Annotated in this window: 1 pseudogene; it reads right to left on the reverse strand. The window is 64.7% G+C overall.

Features of this window, described 5'->3' with window-relative positions:
* A pseudogene (locus tag SB756_RS30930) lies at positions 1-266 on the reverse strand (magnesium transporter); the annotation flags it as partial.

Below are 266 nucleotides of genomic sequence, written 5' to 3' on the forward strand. Positions count from 1 at the left end.
GGCCCCGCACCATCAAGGTCGCCGACTGCGCCCCGGCATTGCCACCGCTGTCCACCAACAGCGGCAGGAAGAACACCAGCACGATATGCGCGGCAATGGTCTCTTCGAACGCGGCGATGCCCGCCCCCGAAAACAGGTTGCCGAACACCAGCAGCACCAGCCACAACACCCGCTTGCGGTACAACAGGCTGACCGTGGCATCCCGCAGGTTGCCCACGTGGTTGGTGATGGATGCGCCCTTGTGGAAGTCCTCGGTGGCCTCATCG

Origin of the sequence: Pseudomonas sp. SIMBA_068, from assembly GCF_046534705.1 — a bacterium.
In the GTDB taxonomy this organism is placed as follows: Bacteria; Pseudomonadota; Gammaproteobacteria; order Pseudomonadales; family Pseudomonadaceae; genus Aquipseudomonas; species Aquipseudomonas putida.